This is a genomic window from Pseudomonas sp. M2(2023) (assembly GCF_030263955.1).
In the GTDB taxonomy this organism is placed as follows: Bacteria; Pseudomonadota; Gammaproteobacteria; order Pseudomonadales; family Pseudomonadaceae; genus Aquipseudomonas; species Aquipseudomonas asiatica.
This window is the reverse complement of record NZ_CP127114.1, coordinates 2,413,140-2,431,244: the sequence shown is the minus strand read 5'-3', so window position 1 is coordinate 2,431,244 and position 18,105 is coordinate 2,413,140. Positions and strand designations below refer to the sequence as shown.

Genomic DNA, 18,105 nt, shown 5'->3' with positions numbered 1-18,105 from the left:
GACTGAGTTCATGATTCACTCCCCGCCCAGGCCCAGCTTGTTGGGCCGGCGCTTCTCGATTGCAAACTTGAGCAGTGCCGCGCTGCGGAACAGGCCATGGGCAAACTTGCCATAGGGCAGCGTGATGAACAGCGCCATCACCGTCCCCAGGTGAAGCGCCAGCACGATCGCCATCGCGGCGGTATCACGCAGGCCCAACAAGGCGAGGCCTGTGGCGCTGACCAACAGCAGAAGCAGAATGAAGGCCCGGTCCATGGGGCGCTGGGCCACATCGCCCTGCTCCGGCGCCCTGCGCAGGTTCAGCGCCAGCAACCCGGCCGGCCCGACAATCAAGCCAATTCCGCCCAGGGTTCCGAGCAACACCGGTGCACTCAGCAGCGGGTACGGCGCCTGCTGGCCCAGCAGGTAGTGATAACCGGTGGCGACCACCGTGGCGGCAAAGCACAGCATGAAGCCGTAGAAGGTGAAGTGATGGAAGCGACGGCGCCAAAGCGTGTAGCGATCATCGGCATTGTTGCAACCTTGGCCGTGCCCACCGTCGAGGTATTTCAGGGTCAACACCGCGCTTGATGCCTCAAGCACTGCCCCTTTGGCCGGTTGCGCCAGCGCCTCGGCAGGCGAGACCGAGCGCCAGAAGCGACGTACCGCCACCGCCAGGGCCAGCGCTGCAGCTGCAAAGACGCTACCGAACATCAGTGCCAGGGTGTTGTGCGGGAAGACCGCATAGAAATTCCCAGCCAACCGCCCGGGCAGCAGCGTGCCGTTGACGAACAAGGTCAGCAGCAGGAACAGCGACAAGGCTACGGCCAATGCACTGGCGACATAGGTACCGTTGTGCCTGTACAGCCGCCCGAAGAGGGCCGGCCAGGCGTACTCGGCGTATGTCTGCCCGCGCACCTTGGCCATCGCCTGGGGCACGTTCACCGCGAATTCGTGGGGCTGCGCGTACTGGCAGGCATGCAGGCAGGCGCCGCAGTTGTGGCACAGGTTAGCCAGGTAATGGATATCGGCCTTGCCGAACTCCAGCCTGCGGGTCATCGCCGGGAAAACGGCGCAAAAGCCCTCGCAGTAACGGCAGGCATTGCAGATCCGCATTTGCCGGTCCACTTCCTGCTCCTCGACATTCAACACCGGGATCAGTTCGAGGGCCGGCCCGGCGGTGTCAGGCTGGCGTGGCTCAGGCAGTTGCGCAGTCATGGCTCTTCTCTTTTTCTGGATGTTCGTAACCCGCCGCCGCAGCAGCGCTGGTCCCGGCGATACGGCCGAAGGCGGTGCCAATGGACATGCCGACGCCTGCGGTGTAGCCCTTGCCCAGTACATTGCCCGCCATCATTTCGCCGGCAACGAACAGGTTCGGGCTGGGACGCCCGTCGAAATGGACGGCGGCGGTTTCATCGGTGCGCAGCCCCAGGTAGGTGAAAGTCACGCCAGGGCGCAGCGGGTAGCCGTAGTAAGGCGGCGTATCGATCGGGCGCGCCCAGTGGCTTTTCGCCGGTTCCAGGCCTGCGGTGTGGCAGTCGTCCAGCCGGGTGTGGTCGAAAGTGCCCACCTGGCAGGCTCGGTTGTAGGCATGCACGGTTTCGAGGAAGGCCTGCACAGGCAAACCGAGCAGGCCGGCCAACGCCTCCAGGCTATCGGCAGTGGCGCCTGGAAAAACCGGTGGCATGAAGCGCCCGAGGGCTTTCTGGTCGATGATAGAGAACCCCACCTGCCCAGGCTGATGCGCCACCAGGCGCCCCCAGATGGCATAGCGCTTGGGCCAGAAATCCTCGCCTTCATCGTAGAAGCGCTGGCCATCGCGGTTGACCACCACGCCCAGCGACACACAATCGATGCGCGTGCAAATGCCGCCGTCGTACAACGGCGCACGAGCATCGATCGCCACCATGTGCGCCTGGGTCGGGTCGCCAATCGTGTCGGCGCCCTGTTCGATCATGCGGCGCAACAGCACCCCGTCATTGAAGCGCGTGCCACGGATCAGGAAATTGTCCGAAGGCCACTCCCCTCGCTCGTTCTGCCCCCACGCCTCGCGCAACCACTCACGGTTGGACTCGAAGCCGCCGGCGGCAAGCACACAGGTACGCGCCTCGATGCGCTCGGCAGGCAGGTGTCGCCCCTGAACCTCACGCGCCGGCACATGGGCCGCGACGAAGCGTCCGCCCTGCAGTTCGATGTCGGCTACTGGCGTGTCGTAGCGTATCTGTACGCCAAGGTTTTCGGCGCTGCGAAAGTAGGCATTGACCAGTGCCTTGCCACCGCCCATGAAGAAGGCGTTGGTCCTTGCTGTGTGCAGCGCACCGGACAATGAGGGCTGAAAATGCACGCCATGGCGGCGCATCCACCCGCGACAACTGGAGGACGCGCGAATCACCAGCCGCGCAAGCTTTTCGTCGGTCTGGCCACCGGTAACCTTCAGCAGGTCCTGCCAGAATTCTTCTTCCGGGTATGCCTCGACCAGCACATCCTGCGGTGCATCATGCATGCACCTCAAGTTGCGCGTGTGTTGTGAGTTGCCACCACGCCAGGCGCGGGGTGCGGCCTCGAGCAGCAGCACGCTGGCTCCGGCCTCTCGCGCCATCAGCGCGGCACAGAGGGCGGCATTGCCCCCTCCGATGACTAGCACATCGATCATTTCGCCTCCAGATCACGAAGAGCCGAATGTTCGGCTGCTCCTCGTGACCGGGGACTTTAATGAGCGCCCGCAGACCGCGAAACGCGATGGTCGGGGGGAGGCATTCAGTTTTTCTAAAGGGTCGGAACAAGCGCACCCGGCGCCTGGGTCAAAGCAGCCGTGCGCCTGGCCATCGGCCCTGCTCCACCAGCTCCCGGGCAACGTCCTGCAGTACGATCCGCGTAGCCAGCGCCGCCGGTGAGAGCTCGTCATCAGTCAGGCTGACAATCACATTGCGACGCTGCGCCAGGGCTTCGTCGACAGCAAACACGCGCAGGCCCGCCTGATGCGCCCGGGCCACTGTCGCGCCAGGTTGGATGGTGGCGGCATGGCCCGCACAGACGCAATCCATCAACAGCGACAGGCCATCGACTTCCATGACGATGCTGGCCTCCAGCCCTGCCCGCTCGAAAATCGAGCGCAACGTCGTGCGCAATCCATGCTGGTTGCTGGGCATCACCAACGGCAACGTCGCGATCTGTTGCAACGTGAGCGACTCGCCCCAGCCGTCCTTGACCAGCGGTGCGGGAACCAGCACGAACAGCCGCTCCGTCAGCAGCCCCCGCACCTCCAGGCGCGGCCCCGTCTCTGCCTGGAACAGCACCGCCAGGTCAAGGTGCCTGGCATTGAGTTGGTTCATCAGATAACCAGACAGCATCTCCACCAGGTGCAGCCGGATGTCGGGATAGCGTTCGCGCATCCTGTCGATCAACGCCAAGCCAAGGATCGATGCAGTGGTCGGTGCCAGCCCCACACTGGCATAGCCGCTCATGCGGCCACTTTGAGCTGCCAGCACAGCATGTTCCGCCTGACGAAGCGCAAGACGCGCATGGTATTCGAAGGCCAGCCCGGCCGCGGTCGGCGCTACGCCGGTGCTCGAACGCGTCAAAAGCCGGGTACTCACCTCGCTCTCCAGCTTCGACAACTGCTGGCTCAAAGCCGAGGCGCCAACCCCTAGCTCGACCGCAGCCCTGCCAAGGCTGCCGTACTCCAGAACACTCAGGAAATAGCGAAGCTGACGTAACTCCATACAACTCTCTTTCAACGATGAGGGCGGGCCTGGAGCATGTTAAACGTATTTGCACAGCCTGGATCGACAGAACGCCACTGTGCCTCATCAAGTTGACAAGGACCTTGTGGGAGCGGCCTTGTGTCGCGAAAGGGCTGCATAGCAGCCCCAGCAATTTCAACTGTTGCACATCAAACCTGGGGCCGCTTTGCGGCCCTTTCGCGACACAAGGCCGCTCCCACAGGGATCGCGCCAGCTTTGGGAATTGAGCAAGGCCGTTGCTTTCACATGGTGCGCAGAACAGATCCGGCGGCCTTGCAATACATTCGAAAATCCGTATATTCGAAAAAACATATACATTGAATACCCCGCCATAGGCACCAGCTGCCCGCCCCGAGAACGCCCATGACTGACTCGCTGACCCCGACCCAGGTCTTCAAATGCCTCGCCGACGAGAACCGCATTCGGATGATGCTGCTGATCGCTCGCGAGGAAGAGCTGTGCGTCTGTGAACTGATCTGTGCCCTGGAAGAAAGCCAACCCAAGGTTTCCCGCCACCTCGCACAATTGCGCACCTGCGGCCTGCTTGAAGACCGCAGGCAGGGCCAATGGGTTTACTACCGCCTGCATCCAGAGCTTCCCGCCTGGGTACGCGATGTTCTGGTAACCACACTGGAAGCCAATCGCGAATGGTTGAGCACCAGCGCCAAACGACTGGACACCATGGGTGACCGCCCTCAGCGCGTCGCTGCCTGCTGCTGACCACTGCCGAGAAAAAAGGCATTTCTCGCATTGCCTTTCGAACAACTGGATGCCGCCGGGCTCAAGGCCGAGCTGGCGATCATCGGAACGCACTGACGTTCAGGGAGATACACCATGAGCAAAAGCCGGCTTTCCTTCCTCGACCGCTACCTGACGGTCTGGATCTTCCTGGCCATGGGCCTGGGGATCGCTCTCGGCAGCCTGTTCCAGGGGTTGCCAGCGTGGCTGAACGGGCTGTCGGTGGGCTCGACGAACATCCCCATCGCAATCGGCCTGATCGTCATGATGTACCCGCCATTGGCGAAGGTGAAATACGAGGAGTTGCCACAGGTCTTCAAGGACAAGCGCATCCTCGCCCTGTCGCTGATCCAGAACTGGGTGATCGGCCCGGTGCTGATGTTCGGGCTGGCAGTAGTGTTCCTTTCCGACAAGCCCGAGTACATGACCGGCCTGATACTCATCGGCCTGGCGCGTTGCATCGCCATGGTGCTGGTATGGAACCAGATCGCCGGCGGCAATAACCAGTACGTGGCCGGACTGGTCGCCTTCAACAGCATTTTCCAGATCCTGTTCTTCAGCGTGTACGCCTGGATCTTCCTGGGCCTGCTACCGCCACTGTTCGGCCTGGAAGGTAGCGTCATCGAGACCAGCTTCCTCGATATAGCCCAATCGGTGTTGATCTACCTGGGCATCCCGTTCCTGGCCGGTTTCCTGACCCGCAAGACCCTGATCAGCCGGAAAGGTGCCACCTGGTACCAGGAGCACTTCATTCCGAAAATCAGCCCGCTGACGCTCGTGGCGTTGCTGCTGACCATCGTTGCCATGTTCAGCCTGAAAGGCGACATGGTGCTGCAACTGCCGCTGGACGTGCTGCGCATCGCCATCCCGCTGACCATCTATTTCGTGGTGATGTTCTTCTTCAGCTTCTGGATGGGCAAGCTGCTGGAGGCCGACTACCCCCGCACCACTGCGCTGGCCTTCACCGCGGCAAGCAACAATTTCGAACTGGCCATTGCTGTGGCCATCGCCACCTTCGGCCTCGCCTCGCCGGTCGCGTTTGCCACCGTCATCGGGCCCTTGGTGGAAGTGCCGGTACTGATCTCGCTGGTTGGCGTGGCCTGGTGGCTCAAGCGTCGCTGGTTCGATCAGCCATCTGGCGCCTTGTCTCAGGAGTGAAACCATGACCGAACACCACATTCCCAACATCGACAACGACTTGGTCGATGTGCCGACAGCCGAGAAACTGGCGATCGCGCAGCAGTCCACCCACAAGCCTCGCATCCTGCTGCTGTACGGATCGACCCGCGAACGCTCGTTCAGCCGCCTGCTGACGGAAGAAGCGGCGCGCCTGCTGGAGCACTTCGGTGCCGAGACGCGCATCTTCAATCCGACCGGGCTGCCACTGGCGGATGACGTGCCCGATGACCACCCCATGGTCAAGGAACTGCGCGATCTGGTGTTGTGGTCCGAAGGCATGGTCTGGTGCTCGCCGGAACGCCACGGTGCAATGACCGGCGTGTTCAAGTCGCAGATCGACTGGATCCCCCTGAGCATGGGCGCCGTACGGCCGACCCAGGGCAAGACCCTTGCGGTCATGCAGGTATGTGGCGGTTCGCAGTCGTTCAACGTGGTCAACCAGTTGCGCGTGCTTGGCCGCTGGATGCGCATGTTCACCATCCCTAACCAGTCGTCCGTGCCCAAGGCCTACCTGGAGTTCGACGAAACGGGCCGCATGAAACCGTCCCCGTACTACGACCGTGTCGTCGATGTCATGGAGGAGCTGGTGAAGTTCACCCTGCTGTTACGCGACCGCGCCGACTACCTCGTCGACCGCTACTCCGAGCGCAAGGAGTCGGCCGAGGAATTGTCCAGGCGTGTCAATCAACGATCCATCTGAAGTCACAACTCGAGAACAAGACCATGGCAATCAAAGTAGGCATCAATGGGTTTGGCCGTATCGGTCGCCTGGCGCTGCGCGCGTCCTGGGGCTTGCCGGAATTCGAATTCGTCCAGATCAATGACCCGGCCGGCGACGCCGAAACCCACGCCCACCTGATCAATTTCGATTCGGTCCACGGCCGCTGGGATCGTGAAGCCGGGGCAGATGGCGACTCGGTGGTGATCGAGGGCAAGCGCATCAAGGTCACCGCGAACAAGAACATTGCGGACACCGACTGGTCGGGCTGCGACCTGGTCATCGAAGCCAGCGGCAAGATGAAGTCGGTAGCCGTGCTCCAGGCCTACCTGGACCAGGGCGTCAAACGCGTGGTGGTCTGCGCGCCAGTGAAGGAGAAAGGCGCGCTGAACGTGGTGATGGGCGTCAACCAGCACCTGTTCGACCCGGCGCAGCACCGTATCGTCACCGCCGCTTCCTGCACCACCAACTGCCTGGCCCCGGTGGTCAAGGTGATTCACGAGAACCTGGGCATCCACCACGGCTCGATCACCACCATCCACGACCTGACCAATACCCAGAGCATCCTCGATACACCGCACAAGGACCTGCGTCGCGCCCGCGCCTCGGGCATGAGCCTGATCCCGACCACCACGGGCTCGGCTACCGCAATCGCCGAGATCTTTCCTGAACTGCGCGGCAAGCTGAATGGGCACGCCGTACGTGTACCGCTGGCCAACGCCTCGCTGACCGACTGCGTGTTCGAAGTGGCACGCGAGACCACGGCCGAAGAGGTAAATGCGTTGTTGAAGGCGGCTGCCGAAGGCCCGTTGAAGGGTATTCTGGGCTACGAACAGCGACCGCTGGTGTCCATCGACTACCGCACCGACCCGCGGTCCTCCATCATCGATGCGCTATCGACCCTGGTGGTCAATGGTACCCAGGTGAAGATCTACGCCTGGTATGACAACGAGTGGGGCTACGCCAACCGCGCAGCGGAACTGGCCCGAATGGTCGGCACGGCGGAGTAACCGGCAATCATGAAGGCGTTGTCAGCCCTGCCTGCACACGTGCGTCAGTACCTGCTGGTTACCGGCAACTACTGGGCCTTCACCCTCACCGACGGTGCGTTGCGCATGTTGGTGGTACTGCATTTCCATACGCTGGGCTACACGCCGCTGCAGATCGCGGCGCTGTTCCTGTTCTATGAAGTGTTCGGCGTGATCACCAACCTGGTGGGCGGCTACCTCGGCGCCCGCCTGGGGCTCAACCGCACCATGAACATCGGCCTGGGCATGCAGGTGCTGGCCTTGCTGATGCTCACGGTGCCAGCAGCCTGGCTGACAGTGCCGTGGGTGATGACGGCCCAGGCGTTGTCCGGCATCGCCAAGGACCTGAACAAGATGAGTGCCAAGAGCTCCATCAAGCTGCTGGTGCCAGGCAGCCAGCAAGGCACCCTGTACAAGTGGGTGGCCATCCTGACGGGCTCGAAAAACGCGCTCAAGGGCGTGGGTTTCTTCCTTGGTGGCGCCCTGCTCGCCCTGCTCGGCTTCACCCTGGCGGTGCTGGCCATGGCGACGGTACTGGCATTGATCTGGGTCGGCAGCCTGATCCTGCTGAAGAAGGACCTGGGCAAGGCCAAGGCCAAGCCGAAGTTCCGCGACATGCTGTCCAAGAGCCGGGCCATCAACATTCTTTCGGCCGCACGGCTGTTTCTCTTTGGCGCCCGTGACGTCTGGTTCGTCGTGGCATTGCCGGTGTACCTGACCACGGCCTTTGGCTGGGACTTCTGGCTGGTCGGCGGCTTCCTGGCTGCATGGATAATCGGCTACGGCATCGTCCAGTCGCTTGCCCCCCACATCACTGGCAAGAAACGCGGCCAGGTGCCCGACGGTCGCGCGGCTTTCATCTGGGCCATTGCCCTTGCCGGGCTGCCGGCGCTCATCGCCGTGGGCCTGTCGGCAGGCTGGTCGGCCCAGGTGATGGTGCTTGGCGGGCTGATGCTGTTCGGCGTGCTGTTCGCCGTGAATTCGTCACTGCATAGCTACCTTATCGTCAGCTATGCCAAGGAAGACGGGGTATCGCTGGATGTGGGGTTCTACTACATGTCCAACGCGCTAGGGCGGCTGGTCGGTACGCTGCTTTCCGGCTGGGTATTCCAGGCTTACGGGTTGGAGGCCTGCCTGTGGATCTCCACAGTATTTGTTCTGCTGGCAGCACTGATATCGAGTGCATTGCCAAGGCATGCCAGCGATTGCAATTGACCCACTCAGCGTGTGCCATAGAATCGCGTCCCCCGAAATCTGCTCTCAGCACGACAAAGTCAGGGGCCGCTCGATAAAGCTGCCCCCATCGGCGGATACCTTGGCGTTCAACGTTCTCGGTTCTATTCGCTCAACAACTGGATGATTGTCTTGCCTTTGGCGCGGCCTTCTGCGACCTGGCGGAAGGCGTCGTTTACCTCGTCCAGTGCGAACCGTTGCCGATCCACCCGGATCGTCAGTTGCCCCGCATCTGCCAGCTCGGCCGCCTCGCGCAGGATTGCGCCATGGTGTTCGCGGCCCTGGCCCGTGAGCAACGGGGCCAGGGTGAACACCCCCGAATAAGTGGCGCTTCTGAACGAGAGCGGCGCAAGACTGTGCTCGCCCCAACCAAGGCAGCTCACCACGTGACCGGTATAGGGCTTCACCGCCTTGAATGACGCATCCAGCGTGCTACCGCCCACAGTGTCATAAACAATGTCGAAACCTGCTCCTGCGGTATGCTGCTCGACGCAGGACTCTACGCTCTGCGCCTGGTAGTCGATCGCCGTAGCGCCCAGTGAACGTATGAAATCGAGGCTGCCGGCCGAACCGGTGGCACAGACTTTGGCCCCGCGAGCTTTCGCCAGCTGGATGGCCATCTGGCCTACCCCACCTGCACCACCGTGAACAAGCACGGTGTGGCCAGCCCGGACATTGGCTCGATCAACCAGACCTTCCCAGGCGGTGATGAACACCAAAGGCAAGGCTGCTGCCTCATGCATGCCCAGAGTGTGCGGTTTTGCTGCGATAAGCCGGGCATCCACGGCAATGTATTCGGCCATGGTGCCCTGGGCCCCGCCGATTCCGCCGGCCATGCCGAAAACCTCCTGGCCGAGCGTGAAGCCCTCTACCGCCTCGCCCAGTTCGACGACCGTACCGGCCAGATCCAGACCAAGCACCGCTGGCAGCGCCTGACGGGCGTGCGCCCCTGCACCAGAGGCAATCTTGGTATCGAGCGGGTTTACTCCAGCGGCGTGAACGCTGACAAGGACCTGGCCTCTAGCGGGAACCGGGCGAGGAATGCGGCGAACGACCAGTGGGGCTTGGGCGGACTCGGCGATGGCGGCAAGCATGGTCTGACTCATGACGGATACCTCTGTTCAGTGGATGCATACAGGTTGCGCCCCCTCACCCATTCCGATAAGAAGCTGAATTTGCATATTACTCATTCCCAGTAGAGGCCAGGTGGCAATGGATCTGTTCGACAGCATGCGCATCTTCGTACGCGTCGTGGAGCGTGGGTCTTTCTCGGCAGTGGCCCGGGAGCTGAACATGGGGCAGCCGGCAATCAGCAAGCAGGTCCGTGCGCTGGAGCAATACCTGGGCGGGCCAGTATTCGCCCGCAGCACCCGCCACCTGGCGCTGACCGACCAAGGGCAACGTTTCTACCGCCACTGCCAGGAAATTCTCGGTCAACTCGAAAGTGCCACACGCAGCTTTGCCAGTGGCCAGGAGCAGATAGCGGGGCCCCTGCGCGTCGCCGCACCGGTCAGCTACGGACGCTTGTGCATAGCGCCTCTGATCGGGACTTTTCTGCAGCGCTATCCCGATGTGCGGCTTGACCTCCGGCTGAACGATCACAACGAAGACCTGCTCATGGAGGACATAGATGTGGCGATCCGGATAGGCGTAGTGAAAAACGAGGGCCTGGTGGCGGTACCGCTCGGCAACACCCTGCGGCAGGTATACGCCTCGCCTGCCTATCTGGAACGCCACGGCCTGCCACTGGAGCCTGGCGAACTGGCAAACCACAACTGCATCGGCTTCACGTTGCTGGAGCAATACGATCGCTGGCGCTTCACACGGGGGTCGGACGCGTTCGATATCGCCATCACAGGCAACGTCACCAGCAACAGCAGCGAGGCCATTCGGGAAATGGTGCTGTGCGGTTTGGGCATCTCCCTCTCCCCACAATGGCTTTTCAAAGCAGACGTTGAACGCGGCAGCGTGCTAAGCGTGCTTGACGATTACAAAGCCACGGCACTGCCCGTCAGCGCGGTGTTCAGCCGCGAGCGGCGACATTCGGCACGGGCGATGGCCTTCATCGACTTTCTGCGCGAGCACCTGCACGGTCTTGCGCAAGAGCCGTAGGCCTGCGTCAGTCGGGTGCACAGGCGTGGAGCAACGTCAACAAACAATCTGGCACTGCTCATTTGGACCGGCTTCGCAGTGATGAGAAACGCAGCCGTCTCAGCGCTTGAAATGTTCCCGGATAATGTCCGCGAGGCCAGAAACGGAACGACTGGCATCCTCGACCGTCTGCAACCGCACGGCGAACGCGGGCAGTGTTGGTAACCCACATTCAGGTGCAGCCAGGCTGATATCTTCAGGAACGAGACTTTGCAGCCATGGCGTAACCGCCAGCCCGTTGCGAACCATGGTCAACGTGGTATCGACCGACGCATTTTCAAATACCACCTTTGCCACGATACCTGCTTCGCCAAGACACCGGAAAACGGTGTCGCGAAAGGCGCAATTCGCCGTCAGGAAGCACAGAGCCAATGGGCGCCGTGCCGATGCAGTCTCGTTGCCCAGCCACACCAGCTGATCAACAGCCAGGCGTTCGCCCAACTCGACATCAACCGGGCCTTGGCTGAGCACCAGATCGAGTTCGCCCGTGGCGAACACCTGGTCGAGGTCCACGGACGAAGCACTGAAGATCTTTACCTCGGCCTTGGGGAAGGCATCACCGAACGCCTTCAGCACGGGAGCAAGCGGCGCGCCGGCCATATCGAACGGGAGCCCGAGACGCACCGGGGCGTCTGATTCCCTGGCCCCGACACTGGCGCAAAATGCATCATGCATCCGCAGCAGGCGACGAGCGTCAGGCAACAACGACCTCCCCTGCCAAGTCAGGCTACTGCCTTGAGTGTCACGCATCAGCAATGGGCAGCCGAGGAATGCCTCCAACCGCTTGATTCGCTGGCTGACAGCCCCTTGTGTCAGGTGCAGGCCTACCGATGCAACACTCATGCTTCCGGTATCCGCCACTTCGACAAAGGCCCTGAGCAGCGCCAGATCAAGGGTGTGGTTCTTGTTCATGCCAGGCCATTAGCAGTGTTAATACCGGTATTGTAATTCGTAGCTACGCAAAAGCCACGCGCCGCTCTAGATTGCAAGCCTCAGACTGACTTGCAGAAGGAAGTACGCGCATGATCAACACGGTGGACAGCATCAACCTGCAACATGAACTGGATACGCTGACCGGATACTGGAAGCCCAAGGTCATCGGCCGCGTCAACAACCATTTCATCAAGGTTGCGAAATTGAAAGGCGCGTTCGTCTGGCATGCCCATGAACATGAAGACGAAATGTTTACGGTGGTCTCTGGCACGCTTCGCATCGAGCTCGAAAGCCGCACCATTGTCCTGAACGCAGGAGAATTCTGCGTGATTCCAAAGCAAATGCGACACCGGCCGATTGCCGAGGAAGAATGTGCGGTCATGCTGATCGAAACGGATACCACCCTCCACACCGGCGCAGAGACTTCATCACTCACGGTTTCGATAGAGGAGCAGTTATATCCGGCGTAATTCAGTCAACCGCGGTTCACGCCTTCAGGCGCACCGCGCAAATCGCCGGTGCAGGGAGAAAGCCGCACAGGGTGACTGTGCGGCGGGTTCAATCACTTTTTGATGATGTTGTGTTCCGGACCGTACGGGAACTTGGTGATGTTTTCACTACCGTGCTCATTGACGATCAGGATGTCGTGTTCACGGTAACCGCCAGCTCCCGGCAGGCCTTCGGGCAGCATGATCATCGGCTCGATCGACACCACCATACCCGGCTCGAGTACGGTGTCGATGTCCTCACGCAACTCCAGGCCTGCCTCGCGACCATAGTAATGGCTAAGCGTACCGAACGAGTGGCCGTAACCGAACGTACGGTATTGCAGCAGATCGTGCTCCAGGAAGATCTCGTTCAGCTGCAGCGCGATGTCGCTGCAACGCATGCCGGGCTTGACCAGTTCAAGGCCAGCCTCATGCACCTTGACGTTGACCTCCCACAGGCGCAGGTGCTCATCGGAACAGTGGTCCAGGAAAAGCGTACGCTCCAGTGCGGTGTAATAACCCGCGATCATCGGGAAGCAGTTGAGGCTGAGGATGTCGCCCTTGTTGACCTTGCGCGAGGTCACCGGGTTGTGGGCGCCGTCGGTATTGATGCCCGACTGGAACCAGGTCCAGGTATCCATCAGCTCGGAGTCCGGGTAGGTGCGGGCGATCTCACGCACCATCGCCTGGGTAGCGTGCAATGCCACTTCGTACTCAGGTACCTGGTCACGCAGGGCCTCCACCACTGCAGCGCCACCGATGTCGGCTACCCGGGCGCCCTGGCGGATGATCGCGTGTTCTTCAGCCGACTTGATCATGCGCATGCGCATGCACGGCGCGGCGATGTCCACCAGCTCGGCCTGCGGGTAACGGCTGGCCAGTTTGTCCCGGTTCATCAGGTTCAGGTGGTCGAACTCGATGCCGATGCGCCCGGCCTTGGGCAGTGCCTGCTGAATCGCGACAAAATAGTTATCACGCTGCCAGTCGGTGTAGATGATGTTGTCGGTACCGACCGTACGGCGCCATGGCTGGCCACCATCGATGTTGGCACTGATCGACACGACGGCTTCCTGAGTGACAACCAGTGCATAGGGGCGGCCAAACGAGCAGTACAGGAAGTCGCTGTAGTAGTTGATATTGTGGTAGGAGGTAAAGACCGCAGCATCGATATTGTTTTGTGCCAGGTAAGTGCGCAACTTGGACTGACGGTTGGCATATTCCTGTTGCGAGAACGTCGGTTTGACTTTTTCGCCGTTCTTGATCTGAATGGTTTTTGGCATTTGCATGTTTTTTATTCCTTGTAGTTAACAGCGGAGAAACTTGTTTATCGGTGCCACTGGTGACCATTCGACCAGATAAGCCGAATGGTTTTTTGCGCGAATCCGACCCGTAAATGACCAGATCCGTCGCCCTGCAAACGAGGCCAAACACCGCAAAGGCGACGCAGAATCCGAGGCGCCAGCGCAATCAACCGATAGTGAGGATTCAGTGGGGTCGGTGCGCGAACAAGCGCTCGAGAAGTTGCCGCGAAACGCCGATCAGCGTTGCCAGTTCGCTGACTCCAAGCAGGTGGGATGTAGACGGCGGGAACAAAGCCAGGGTCTTCTTGACTTGTTCCGAAACACTGGCCGGTGCATGCACACATTTGATCTGGCCGACAGGCAGGTCTGCGTAATCGTCAACGGTGGGCAACCACCACGTCATCTGTTTTGCCGCACAGCGCACCTTCGGCCCCGATACACGGTGGCGCAGATGCGGGGTGCCTGTGCGTGAACGCATTTCATCACCCGGGCAGACAATGAGTATATCCAGCGGTTTTGCCTGGCTCAGTTCCACGGTGGCCGTGGAAATACCGTTGCTGGCCTTCAACGGCCGGCCGCCAAGGCTGATGATCTGCCACTGGCACACTTCGCACCGGGCAATTTCATTGGCGATGCGCAACGGCTCCAATGCGGCGGCCAACGCATAGAAATCAAACCCTTCACTCAACAGGAAACCAATGCGCACTGTGCTTGCCAATGGCTGGCCCACTTCGGTCAATTGCTGCATGTACTACCTCCAACTTTACCCACGCAGCGTCTACTGCGAACAGTAATATTGTCCCGGTAGTTGCCTGGCCAGATATGTCAGATTTCGACCCCTAATTGCCAGGCAGAATGGGCAAGCAAATCAGTTCGTCCGACATGAACGTTTTCGCCGCCCCTGAACTCGTGAATCAACGCATGCCGTGACCTACGGGATAGAGCCACGGCAGCTTTTGTCAATTCCAGGTCGGAAACTGACAATTCCAGCCGATGGCGATCTGATCAAATTGGGACATCTGCTACTGCTGCAAACCGGACGAGCTTTTGCAATTACAAGAACATAGAGAGACCACCCGATGAACGATAGCGTTGTAATTGGCGAACTCACCTGGCCCGAGTACGCCCGGCGTGTTGCATCCGGCAGCCCGATATTCTTGCCTGTAGGCGCCCTGGAGCAACACGGCCACCACATGTGCATGGAAGTGGATGTACTGCTACCGACCGCGCTGTGCAAGGCCGTAGCGCGCAATGTCGACGGCCTGGTGCTCCCCGCATTGGCCTACGGCTACAAGTCGCAGCAAAAATCGGGCGGCGGAAACCACTTTCCCGGCACCACCAGCCTGGATGGCGCAACACTGACACATACCATCCAGGACATCATCAGGGAGCTGGCCCGGCACGGCGCGCGTCAGCTGGTGATGATGAACGGGCACTACGAGAACTCCATGTTCATCGTGGAAGGCATCGACCTGGCGCTGCGCGAACTCCGTTATGCCGGCATCACCGATTTCAAGGTCGTGGTCCTGTCCTACTGGGACTTCGTCAATGCACCTGAGGTCATCCAGGAACTCTACCCTGACGGATTCCTCGGCTGGGACATTGAACACGGTGGCGTCTTCGAGACTTCGTTGATGCTGGCCCTGCACCCCGAGAAAGTCGACCTGGCCCGTGCCATCGATCATCCGCCAGCCACCTTCCCCCCCTACGATGTGTTCCCGATCATTGCCGAGCGCACGCCGGCGTGTGGAACCTTGTCATCGCCAAAAGGCGCCAGCCGCGAGAAAGGCGAACTGATTCTGCGTGTCTGCACCGAAGGCATCAGCAACGCTGTCCGCGAGGCATTCAGTTAAGCGCCACAACACCGCATTGATCTACCAGAGCACGATTCGCATTAGCTGTTAACCCGCCATCTATAACAACAAGGGTAATGATAATGTCCAGCCATTCAACTCTGGCCCCCGGCCTCAAGCAGCGCCACGTCACCATGCTCTCGATAGCCGGCGCTATCGGTGCCGGCCTTTTCATCGGATCGGGGCATGCAATTGCAGCGGCCGGCCCAGCGGCCATCCTGGCCTACATCATGTCCGGCACACTGGTTGTGCTGGTCATGCGCATGCTCGGTGAAATGGCAGTTGCTTCCCCTGATACCGGTTCGTTTTCCACCTATGCCGAACGCGCAATGGGTCGTTCGGCCGGTTTTACCATTGGATGGTTGTACTGGTGGTTCTGGGTGCTGGTCATTCCCATCGAGGCAATTGCCGCAGCGGCAATCCTGCATGCCTGGTTCCCCGCGATCGAAACCTGGGAATTCGCACTGGCCGTTACTGCCCTGCTCACCTTGACCAACTTGTTCAGCGTTGCGCGCTACGGGGAGTTCGAGTTCTGGTTCGCCATGCTCAAGGTCATCGCCGTACTGGCCTTCATCGCCCTGGGTGCGCTGGCCCTGACCGGCGTGGTGCCAAACCTCAGCGTCAGTGGCGTGGCCAAGCTGAGCAACGACTTCGGCGGTTTCATGCCCAACGGCATGGCAGCGGTGATTGGCGCCATGCTGACCACGGTGTTCAGTTTCATGGGCACCGAAATCGTCACCATCGCCGCCGCAGAATCCAAGGACCCCTCCAGACAGATCACCCGCGCTACCAACTCGGTCGTGTGGCGCATGGGCATCTTCTACATCGTCTCGGTGTTCCTGATCGTCTCGATCGTGCCCTGGAACGACCCCATGCTGGTGCAGGTCGGCTCCTATCAGAGGGCCCTTGAGCTGATGAACATCCCTCACGCCAAGATGATCGTGGATGTCGTCGTGCTGATTGCCGTGGCCAGCTGCCTCAACTCGGCAATCTACACCGCATCGCGCATGGTCTACTCGCTGAGCAGACGTGGCGACGGCCCTGCCGTTCTCCAGCGCACCTCATCGGCCGGTGTGCCATTCGTCGCGGTCATGGCCAGCACCGCTGTAGGCTTCCTCACCACCGCGTTGAACTACTTTGCGCCGGACGAGGTGTTCTCCTTCCTGCTGGCGAGTTCCGGTGCCGTGGCACTGCTGGTCTACCTGGCCATCGCGGTATCGCAACTGATCCTGCGCAAGCAGATGGCTCGTCGAGGTGAGGTCATGGCCTTCAAGATGTGGTTGTTCCCCTGGCTGAGCTACTTGGTCGTCGCCTCCATCATCGGGATTCTGGCAATGATGCTGATCATGCCCGGCCACCGCATGGAAGTAATGACAACCGGCGCGCTGGCAATTGCCATCGTGTGCATGAGTTCGATCTTCTCGCCCAAGAAGCGCCCACTACCCCGTGTCGCAACCAAATCGGCCTGAGGCTGGCTCAGCCGCTTCGCCCTGCGAAGGCTATGCGTTCGCAGGGTGTCGCCTTTTTGCGTCAAACCGAAAACAGGGGGCGAATATCGGCCAGTGCGCACCCTGTAGCCTGATTGCTGCGTGTAGTATGCCGCCGCAGGCTTGGAGCCCTTTTACACAAAAAATTGCCTGTATCGGGAGACAGGCGCTGAACACGTCATCTTGCATTGTAGGAGTCGTATTGATGGCTACGCCGAGATCCTCCCCGCTGGCCACGGGTTACCCTGTCGATGCCCCCACACCCAAGATCGTCGGGTTTCTGGTGATCCCCAATTTCACCACCATCGGGTTCGCTTCTGCGGTGGAGACCTTGCGCATGGCTAACCTTGCTGCGCGCAGGGCCATGTTCCAGACACTCATCATCGCCGCCGACATGGAGCCGGTGAGCGCCAGCAACGGCATGCGCATCCTGCCTGAATACACCATCAAGGATGCGCCCAAGCTGGACATGCTGTTTGTGGTAGGGCCAAACCCCATCGTCTCCGACCACAATACCCGCGCCATCGTGAACTGGCTGCGCAAGCTGGCCCATGACCAAGTGGCATTGGGTGGCATTTGCACGGGTAGCCATTTGTTGGCGCGTGCCAATCTGCTCACGGGTTACCGTTGCACCATCCACTGGGAAGATATCGAAGCGCTGAAAGAGCGCTTTCCCGGGATCATCATTTCCAGCCAGTTGTTTGAACTTGACCGTGACCGGTACACCAGCTCGGGTGGGGTGGCATCAATGGACATGTGCCTGCAACTGATCGCACGCGAACCCGGCGGGCGAGAGATTGCCGAACATGCGGCCGAATTGCTGTTGTGCGACCGCGTTCGCAGTTCGCAAGAGCGCCAGCGCGTGCCCCTGCGACAGCGGCTAGGGACGTCCCAACCCAAGCTCAGCCAGGTAGTCAGCATCATGGAGGCCAATCTCGAAGACCCTGTGACCCTGGAGGAACTGGCGCAGTTGAACGACATCTCAGTTCGGCAGTTGGAGCGCCTGTTCCACAAGCATCTGCAAAGTACCCCTAGCCAGTACTACCTTGAATTACGCCTGTCGCGCGCCCGACAACTGTTACTGCACAGCGAATCGCAAGTACGGGATATCGCCCTTGCCTGTGGTTTCGTTTCGCCGGCGCATTTCTCCAAATGCTACAGCCGTTTCTTCGGCGTCTCTCCCATGGGTGAACGCAAGCAGGTTGCCGCGGCTCAGTGCTGATCATCGACGAATGCAACAAAGCGTCGGTGAAACAGGGATCGCAAGTGACCGC

General features: G+C 60.6%; 17 protein-coding genes. 10 read left to right on the top strand and 7 right to left on the bottom strand.

All coding sequences use genetic code 11. From position 1 onward, the window contains the following. Nucleotides 1-15: 15 nt before the first annotated feature. The 3 genes from tcuB to QN085_RS11225 all read right to left on the bottom strand — a co-directional run bounded on the left by tcuB (nt 16) and on the right by QN085_RS11225 (nt 3,701). Nucleotides 16-1,197: a tricarballylate utilization 4Fe-4S protein TcuB gene (gene tcuB, locus QN085_RS11235; RefSeq protein WP_023660553.1), complete on the bottom strand. Its 1,182-nt coding sequence runs from the start codon at nt 1,195-1,197 to the stop codon at nt 16-18. Continuing rightward, complete coding sequence (gene tcuA, locus QN085_RS11230; protein WP_023660552.1) at nt 1,178-2,632, bottom strand: FAD-dependent tricarballylate dehydrogenase TcuA; 1,455 nt, start codon at nt 2,630-2,632, stop codon at nt 1,178-1,180. The genes tcuB and tcuA overlap by 20 nt, the downstream gene beginning before the upstream one ends. A 148-nt stretch (nt 2,633-2,780) precedes the next feature. Then, nucleotides 2,781-3,701 carry a LysR family transcriptional regulator gene (locus QN085_RS11225; RefSeq protein ID WP_013972228.1) on the bottom strand — a complete coding sequence of 307 codons (921 nt, stop codon included), beginning with the start codon at nt 3,699-3,701 and terminating at the stop codon, nt 2,781-2,783. 384 nt (nt 3,702-4,085) lie between these two features. On the opposite strand from QN085_RS11225, the gene QN085_RS11220 reads away from it, so the two are divergent. The 5 genes from QN085_RS11220 (at nt 4,086) to arsJ (ending at nt 8,600) form a co-directional block, all read left to right on the top strand. Continuing rightward, a complete protein-coding gene (locus QN085_RS11220) occupies nt 4,086-4,442 on the top strand; it encodes a metalloregulator ArsR/SmtB family transcription factor (RefSeq protein WP_013972227.1) in 357 nt (118 codons plus the stop codon). Nucleotides 4,443-4,556: 114 nt separating this feature from the next. Beyond that, on the top strand, nt 4,557-5,618 hold the full coding sequence (gene arsB, locus QN085_RS11215; RefSeq protein ID WP_013972226.1) for an ACR3 family arsenite efflux transporter: 1,062 nt from the start codon (nt 4,557-4,559) through the stop codon (nt 5,616-5,618). A gap of 4 nt (nt 5,619-5,622) precedes the next feature. Beyond that, nucleotides 5,623-6,339, top strand: a complete 717-nt coding sequence (gene arsH / locus QN085_RS11210; RefSeq protein ID WP_013972225.1) for an arsenical resistance protein ArsH — start codon at nt 5,623-5,625, stop codon at nt 6,337-6,339. Nucleotides 6,340-6,362: 23 nt separating this feature from the next. Beyond that, entirely contained in the window at nt 6,363-7,367 is a 1,005-nt protein-coding gene (locus QN085_RS11205) for an ArsJ-associated glyceraldehyde-3-phosphate dehydrogenase (protein WP_023660551.1), read from the top strand. 9 nt (nt 7,368-7,376) lie between these two features. Further along, nucleotides 7,377-8,600: an organoarsenical effux MFS transporter ArsJ gene (arsJ, locus tag QN085_RS11200; protein ID WP_023660550.1), complete on the top strand. Its 1,224-nt coding sequence runs from the start codon at nt 7,377-7,379 to the stop codon at nt 8,598-8,600. 122 nt (nt 8,601-8,722) lie between these two features. Here arsJ and QN085_RS11195 read toward each other — a convergent pair whose 3' ends face one another. Continuing rightward, nucleotides 8,723-9,724: a zinc-dependent alcohol dehydrogenase family protein gene (locus QN085_RS11195; protein ID WP_031324212.1), complete on the bottom strand. Its 1,002-nt coding sequence runs from the start codon at nt 9,722-9,724 to the stop codon at nt 8,723-8,725. Nucleotides 9,725-9,830: 106 nt separating this feature from the next. Here QN085_RS11195 and QN085_RS11190 point away from each other — a divergent pair, with 106 nt between their 5' ends. Further along, on the top strand, nt 9,831-10,730 hold the full coding sequence (locus QN085_RS11190; protein ID WP_024086846.1) for a LysR family transcriptional regulator: 900 nt from the start codon (nt 9,831-9,833) through the stop codon (nt 10,728-10,730). Nucleotides 10,731-10,829: 99 nt separating this feature from the next. Here the strand turns inward: QN085_RS11190 and QN085_RS11185 are convergent, their stop codons facing one another. Beyond that, nucleotides 10,830-11,681 carry a LysR family transcriptional regulator gene (locus QN085_RS11185; protein ID WP_013972220.1) on the bottom strand — a complete coding sequence of 284 codons (852 nt, stop codon included), beginning with the start codon at nt 11,679-11,681 and terminating at the stop codon, nt 10,830-10,832. A gap of 110 nt (nt 11,682-11,791) precedes the next feature. Here QN085_RS11185 and QN085_RS11180 point away from each other — a divergent pair, with 110 nt between their 5' ends. Further along, nucleotides 11,792-12,172, top strand: a complete 381-nt coding sequence (locus QN085_RS11180; RefSeq protein ID WP_023660548.1) for a cupin domain-containing protein — start codon at nt 11,792-11,794, stop codon at nt 12,170-12,172. A 92-nt stretch (nt 12,173-12,264) separates the two neighbouring features. Here QN085_RS11180 and creA read toward each other — a convergent pair whose 3' ends face one another. Together creA and QN085_RS11170 are read right to left on the bottom strand one after the other, a co-directional pair. Then, nucleotides 12,265-13,476 (bottom strand): creatinase, encoded by a 1,212-nt coding sequence (gene creA, locus QN085_RS11175; protein ID WP_013972218.1) that lies wholly within the window; start codon nt 13,474-13,476, stop codon nt 12,265-12,267. A gap of 199 nt (nt 13,477-13,675) precedes the next feature. Next, on the bottom strand, nt 13,676-14,239 hold the full coding sequence (locus QN085_RS11170; protein WP_023660547.1) for a type 1 glutamine amidotransferase family protein: 564 nt from the start codon (nt 14,237-14,239) through the stop codon (nt 13,676-13,678). Nucleotides 14,240-14,570: 331 nt separating this feature from the next. Here QN085_RS11170 and QN085_RS11165 point away from each other — a divergent pair, with 331 nt between their 5' ends. The 3 genes from QN085_RS11165 to QN085_RS11155 all read left to right on the top strand — a co-directional run bounded on the left by QN085_RS11165 (nt 14,571) and on the right by QN085_RS11155 (nt 18,053). Then, nucleotides 14,571-15,344, top strand: coding sequence for a creatininase (locus tag QN085_RS11165; RefSeq protein WP_023660546.1), 774 nt, complete (start codon nt 14,571-14,573; stop codon nt 15,342-15,344). Nucleotides 15,345-15,427: 83 nt separating this feature from the next. Beyond that, nucleotides 15,428-16,813, top strand: a complete 1,386-nt coding sequence (gene gabP / locus QN085_RS11160) for a GABA permease (RefSeq protein ID WP_285690858.1) — start codon at nt 15,428-15,430, stop codon at nt 16,811-16,813. A 223-nt stretch (nt 16,814-17,036) separates the two neighbouring features. After that, nucleotides 17,037-18,053, top strand: a complete 1,017-nt coding sequence (locus tag QN085_RS11155; protein ID WP_023660545.1) for a GlxA family transcriptional regulator — start codon at nt 17,037-17,039, stop codon at nt 18,051-18,053. The last annotated feature ends 52 nt before the right edge of the window (nt 18,054-18,105 follow it).